We start from the raw sequence: 6000 nt of genomic DNA, 5'->3' as shown, positions 1-6000 counted from the left end.
CCAACAGACACCGGCACCCGACATGATCAGCCACCGAAGATCATCCTTGCCCGGACCGCTTAACTAAGCGCCATTGGACCCTGCGGGCGCGAGTCTTCCTCGGTTTCTGACTGCAGGTGGCAAGGTCGATCTTGAAGGAGTATCGGATACATCTGAATCTTGCGCGGACGGTGTGGGAATTCTCGAGTGCTCGATGATCGACGGTCGCCGTGTAGCTGATCTCGACGCCGCTGACTGCCTGCGCCTCGACGCCGAGATCGGGAAAAAGATTGCCCGATGTGAGGCCGAGAGACTGCTGGTCCGGGCGCAATTTGCTCAGCATCGGCCCCCTCAGCTTGACGGGAGTGAGCAGGCCTATCAGGCGTATGACGAGTTCGCCGGCGATGAGTTGGCGGCTGAGCTGGGGATGTCGCCTGCGGTGGCTGGCCGGCGACTCGCTTTTGCGGTCGGTGTCGTCCGTCGTATGCCGGTGGCGGTAACCGCGCTTGGCCTCGGCATCATTGATCTCGATCGGCTGTCGGCACTGGAGCGATCGACCGCGAATCTCGCTGACGAGCAGGCCGATGAGGTCGCGGGCTCGGTGCTCAAGGAGGGTGGCCGACCGAGCCACAACGCTTTCGCGGCAGCGGTGCGACGCCGAGTAATTCGCATCGACCCGGAAGGCGCAGACCGTCGACGCAGGAAAGCGGCTGCCAAACGCCGAGTGGATATGCGTACCGAGGTCGACGGGATGGGTAGGCTCTCCGCCCTGCTGCCGGCGGATCGAATGGTAATGGCGTTCCGTCGAATCGATGTCCTGGCCAGGCAGACGGGTGGTACTGACGACGAGCGGGACCTGGATCAACGTAGGGCGGACGTTCTCTTCGACCTGCTGATGGGGAGTAATCGCGAGAGCGTTCGGCTGGAAATCCAGGTAATCGTCCCGGTTGACTGCTTGCTCGGCATTTCCGAGAGCCCTGGCGAGATTCCCGGCTACGGGCCCATCCCGGCGGGGATTGCCCGTGAGATGGCGGAGGATGGCCGCAGCACCTGGCGCCGAATTCTGACGGATCCCGCGGATGGCAAGATTCTTGAGGTCGGTGAACGGAGGTTTCCATCTCCTGCTCTGCGTCGGTATGTTCAGGCCCGGAATCCGAGGTGTATCTTCCCGGGTTGCGATAGACCCTCCATGGCCTGCGATCTCGACCACACCAGTCCGCATCGAAACGGCGGTAAAACCCGGGGGGATAATCTTGGGCCACAATGTCGGCGGCATCATCGTCTCAAACACTCGGCGGACAGGAGCTCCCGCGGAGACTCGTCTGGTGGCGCCCGTCCGAGGCGTTACTGGAAGCTGCGTCAGCCCAGACCCGGACATTTCGTCTGGACGAGTCCGGAGGGGCGGCAGTACGAGGTGGTTCCGGAGTCGTGTCTCGTTGGCTGACCAAAGTAGGTTCGGGGCATCTGCCCTTATTCGACGCCCTCGTCGTCATTCTGTGGGAAGACGGGCGGGAATCCGTGTTGTTCGAGCCGACGATTCCGGAAGTAGCCGCTGGTAGCAAACCCCAGCCCGACCCCCGAGATCAGCAGGAAGGCTACGGTCAGAGCCCGCACCGCTATCTCGCCGGGCATCAGCGCAAAGACCAGGGCGAAAGGAAGCATCAGGATGAAGGGGCGGGCCGCCTGGCGCGTCCGCCACCCCGGACCAGTCAGATCGCGCGAAATCCACGCGTTGTAGCTGGGCGGGAGAGTTCCGCCCAGCAGGTAGTGCACGCGCCCCGTCAGCGGGGGGCGTTGGACCTCCGCTGACGGGGTGGTTACCTGCACATCCTGGTCGCTCACCATGGGGCGTTCCTCGCCAGCGTTCATACCCGCAGCTTACGAAGAGGCCGGGCGGTGAGACCTGCTTGACGGTGAGTGGGCTGTGTCAGTCCTTGATCTCACAGAGGACGGCGCCACTGGTGACCACAGCGCCGACGGCGGCCGACAGGTCGGTGACCTTGCCATCTCGGTGCGCGTTGATGGGCTGCTCCATCTTCATCGCCTCAAGAACGACGATGAGGTCGCCAGCCGCGACGGTGTCCCCTTCGCTGACTGCCACCTTCACGATGGTGCCCTGCATGGGGCTGGTCAGCGCATCGCCGGTCACCTTCGCAGCAGCGGCGCCGCCGCGGGCCCGCCGCTTGGGCGCCGCGCCCTTGGCGGTGGTCGTGGCCGAGGCACCGAACCCTGCCGGAAGCACCACCTCAAGGCGCTTCCCACCGACCTCCACGACGACGGCTTCCCTTGCCTCGGAGGTGGTATCCACGTCGGCACCGCCGACGAACGCCGGGATGGTGTTGTCGAACTCGGTTTCGATCCAGCGGTTGTGGATGCGGAACGGCTCCGCGGCGTCGTCAGGGGCGAAAGCGGGATCCCTGACCACTGCGCGATGGAAGGGCAGAGCCGTCGCCATGCCCTCGACGACCATCTCGTCGAGGGCGCGCCGCGCCCGCTCCAGGGCTTCCTGGCGGCTGGCACCGGTGACGATGAGCTTGGCGAGCAGCGAGTCAAAGGCGCCGCCGATGACACTGCCGCTCTCGATCCCGGTGTCCAGGCGGACTCCCGGACCTGCGGGAGCGACGAACGTCGTCACCGTTCCGGGGGCCGGCAGGAAGTTGCGCCCGGGGTCCTCGCCGTTGATCCGGAACTCGATGGAGTGGCCCCGGGGGGCGGGATCCGTGAAGTCCAGCGTCTCGCCCTCGGCTATGCGGAACTGGGCGCGGACCAGGTCCACCCCGGAAACCTCTTCGGTGACCGGGTGCTCCACCTGCAGACGGGTGTTCACCTCGAGGAAGCTGATCATGCCGTCGCGAGCCACGAGGAACTCGACGGTGCCAGCGCCGACGTAGCCTGCCTGCTTGCAGATCGCCTTCGACGCCTCGTACAACGACGTCAGCTGCGACTCCGACAGGAACGGGGCGGGAGCTTCCTCGACAAGCTTCTGATAGCGCCGCTGCAGCGAGCAGTCGCGAGTGCCGACGACGACGACGTTGCCCTGGGTGTCCGCGAGGACCTGGGTCTCGACATGCCGTGGCTGGTCCAGATACCGCTCGACGAAGCATTCGCCTCGACCGAAGGCAGCCACCGCCTCGCGGACCGCGCTGTCGAACAGCTCGGGAAGCTCTTCCATCGTCCAGGCGACCTTGAGGCCTCGACCGCCACCACCGAACGCCGCCTTGATGGCGACGGGCAGCCCGTACTGCTCGGCGAAGGCGACAACCTCGTCCACGCCAGCGACTGGGTCGGCGGTGCCGGGGGCGAGCGGAGCGCCGACAGCGAGGGCGATGTGCCGGGCCGCGGTCTTGTCGCCGAGACGGCGAATGGCCTCCGGCGGCGGCCCGATCCAGGTGAGACCGGCCGCAATCACAGCCTCGGCGAATTCGGCATTCTCGGAAAGAAAGCCGTATCCGGGGTGAACCGCGTCGGCTCCGGACGTCTTGCACGCGTCAAGAATCTTGTCAATACGCAGATATGAGTCGCCGGGTGTGGTCCCGCCAAGGGCGAACGCTTCGTCCGCTACTCGCACGTGCAGCGCGTCGATGTCTGGCTCGGCGTACACGGCAACACTGGTGTAACCCGCATCGCGGCAGGCGCGGGCCACCCGAACCGCAATCTCGCCGCGGTTAGCAATGAGGATCTTACGCACGATGCTCCCGTCCTCGTCCGGCCTGCCTTTGGTTAGGCGAGTCGGGCCGCACAGCTCGCTCTCGTTGAACTCTGACGTGATGTCGCCGGCATCTCACCGTCGTACTTCCGTTCGCTCACCAACCGGCCCGGGTTCGCACACCCGGGTTCAGCCCGGAGCGGCGCCACGAGCCCGCCCCGACGTGCAATGGGCCGCGAAGGGCCTGCGTGGGATCGGCCCAGGCGGAGCGGAGGGGAGGGGGCGGGGCTTCCGCCGGGGCCGACCGGGCCGCGAGCAGCGCCACCACCGCAGCGATCTCCTCGGGTGTGGCGTTGCCACGGATCAGCCGAAGATGCGGCGGGCTGGTCTGCGCGCCTTCGTCCTTGGCCACGGTCGTCTCCTTGCTCGATGCCTGTCCGGCTCGATGCCTGTCCGGCTGGATGCCTGTCCGGCCCGGTGCTCCCGCCGGCACTGCTCCGTCGTTCACTGGTCGGACGTTGCCACTACAGCGGGATGTTGCCGTGCTTCTTCGGCGGCAGGGACTCGCGCTTGGTCCGCAGAAGGCGCAGTGCACGGATGATCTCGCGACGAGTCTCGGAAGGGTTGATCACCGCGTCGAGGTAGCCGCGCTCCGCCGCGATGTATGGCGTGGCGAAGTGGTCGGTGTAGTCCTGGATCAGCTCGGCGCGGCGAGTCTCCGGGGATTCGGACTTGGCGAGATCCCGGCGGTAGATGATGTTGACCGCGCCTCGTGCACCCATGACGGCGATCTCGGCGGTGGGCCAGGCGAGGTTGATGTCGGCCCGCAGGTGCTTGGACCCCATGACGTCGTAGGCACCGCCGTACGCCTTGCGGGTGATGACCGTGACCTTCGGAACGGTCGCCTCCGCGTAGGCGTAGATCAGCTTGGCGCCGCGCCGGATGATGCCGTTCCACTCCTGGGAGGTGCCGGGCAGGAAGCCGGGCACGTCGACCAGGGTCAGCACGGGGATGTTGAAGGCGTCGCAGGTCCGGACGAAACGGGCGGCCTTCTCGCTGGCGTCGATGTCGAGCGTCCCGGCGAACTGCATCGGCTGGTTGGCGACGATGCCGACCGACGCGCCGTCGATCCGGCCGAATCCCACGATCAGGTTCTGGGCGAACTGGGCGTGCACCTCGAGGAAGTCGCCCTCGTCCAGTAGCCGCTCGATGATCTCATGCATGTCGTAGGGCGTGTTGGGTGAGTCGGGGATGAAGGTGTCCAGCTCCGGGTCGACCTCGGCGTCCAGGTCGTCCACGCCGTCGTACGCCGGCACCGGGTCCAGGTTGTTGGACGGCAGGTACGAGAGCAGAGCGCGGGCGAGCTCCAGGCATTCGGCCTCGTCGGCAGCCTGGAAGTGGGCCACCCCGCTGCGCGAGTTGTGGGTCGCCGCGCCGCCCAGCTCCTCCATCCCGACGTCCTCGCCGGTGACTTCCTTGATGACGTCGGGGCCGGTGATGAACATGTGGCTGGTCTGGTCGACCATCAGGGTGAAGTCGGTGATCGCCGGCGAGTACACGGCGCCGCCCGCGCACGGGCCCATGATCAGCGAGAGCTGGGGAACCACTCCGGAGGCCATGACGTTCCGATAGAAGATCTCGCCGTAGAGGCCGAGCGAGACGACGCCTTCCTGGATTCGGGCGCCACCGGAGTCGTTGATGCCGACGACCGGGCTTCCGGTCTTCATTGCCAGATCCATGATCTTGACAATCTTCTCGCCGAAGACCTCGCCGAGGCTGCCGCCGAAGACGGTGAAGTCCTGGCTGAACACGCAGACCTGGCGGCCGTCGACAGTGCCGTAGCCGGTCACGACGCCGTCACCGTACGGCCGGTTGGCCTGGACGCCGAAGTCGTGCGCCCGGTGGCGGGCGAAGGCGTCGGTCTCGACGAACGAGCCCGGGTCGAGGAACGCCTCGATCCGCTCACGCGCGGTCATCTTGCCCTTGGCATGCTGAGCGTCCACGGCCCGCTGCGATCCGGCGTGAACGGCCTCGTCGTTCACCCGTCGCAGGTGAGCCAGTCGCCCTGCGGTCGTGTGCGGGTCGTGAGCAGAATCCTCAGCGGGCGCAGAGAGAGCCATAGGCCGCAGCGTACGGCCCCTGTGCGTCCACGCGCTCGACTCATGTGGAGTTGATCTCATCCAATGTGAGGAATCTGTGGTCGAGCAACGGCCTGCGGTATCGCAGGTCACACCATCGGGTGCCCGGACCGTCCGGCTTGGTAGTGAGTCGACCACTCTGTGGGGCCGATACCTGAGAGTGACGATTGAAGATGAGATGTCAGCGGAGTCCGTTCCTGCTGTCGGCAGTGGCGGCGGTGGCTTCTGGCAGGCTGG

5 protein-coding genes are annotated in these 6000 nt (G+C 66.3%); 1 reads left to right on the top strand and 4 read right to left on the bottom strand.

Features of this window, described 5'->3' with window-relative positions; translation table 11 throughout:
• Window positions 1–193 precede the first annotated feature (193 nt).
• Window positions 194–1423, top strand: a complete 1230-nt coding sequence (locus MXD60_RS04455) for an HNH endonuclease signature motif containing protein (RefSeq protein WP_248817661.1) — start codon at window positions 194–196, stop codon at window positions 1421–1423.
• 26 nt (window positions 1424–1449) lie between these two features.
• Here MXD60_RS04455 and MXD60_RS04450 read toward each other — a convergent pair whose 3' ends face one another.
• The 4 genes from MXD60_RS04450 to MXD60_RS04435 form a co-directional block, all read right to left on the bottom strand.
• On the bottom strand, window positions 1450–1824 hold the full coding sequence (locus MXD60_RS04450) for a DUF5313 family protein (RefSeq protein WP_248817660.1): 375 nt from the start codon (window positions 1822–1824) through the stop codon (window positions 1450–1452).
• An 82-nt stretch (window positions 1825–1906) separates the two neighbouring features.
• Window positions 1907–3667 carry an acetyl/propionyl/methylcrotonyl-CoA carboxylase subunit alpha gene (locus MXD60_RS04445; RefSeq protein WP_248817659.1) on the bottom strand — a complete coding sequence of 587 codons (1761 nt, stop codon included), beginning with the start codon at window positions 3665–3667 and terminating at the stop codon, window positions 1907–1909.
• Window positions 3668–3782: 115 nt separating this feature from the next.
• Window positions 3783–4037: an acyl-CoA carboxylase subunit epsilon gene (locus tag MXD60_RS04440; RefSeq protein WP_248817658.1), complete on the bottom strand. Its 255-nt coding sequence runs from the start codon at window positions 4035–4037 to the stop codon at window positions 3783–3785.
• 112 nt (window positions 4038–4149) lie between these two features.
• Window positions 4150–5745: an acyl-CoA carboxylase subunit beta gene (locus MXD60_RS04435; RefSeq protein WP_283097765.1), complete on the bottom strand. Its 1596-nt coding sequence runs from the start codon at window positions 5743–5745 to the stop codon at window positions 4150–4152.
• Window positions 5746–6000 lie beyond the last annotated feature (255 nt).

The sequence above is a fragment of the Frankia sp. AgB32 genome (genome assembly GCF_023243045.1).
Lineage (GTDB): Bacteria > Actinomycetota > Actinomycetes > Frankiales > Frankiaceae > Frankia.
The sequence above is the reverse complement of the archived record's forward strand: the minus strand, read 5'-3'. Positions and strand labels throughout refer to the sequence as shown.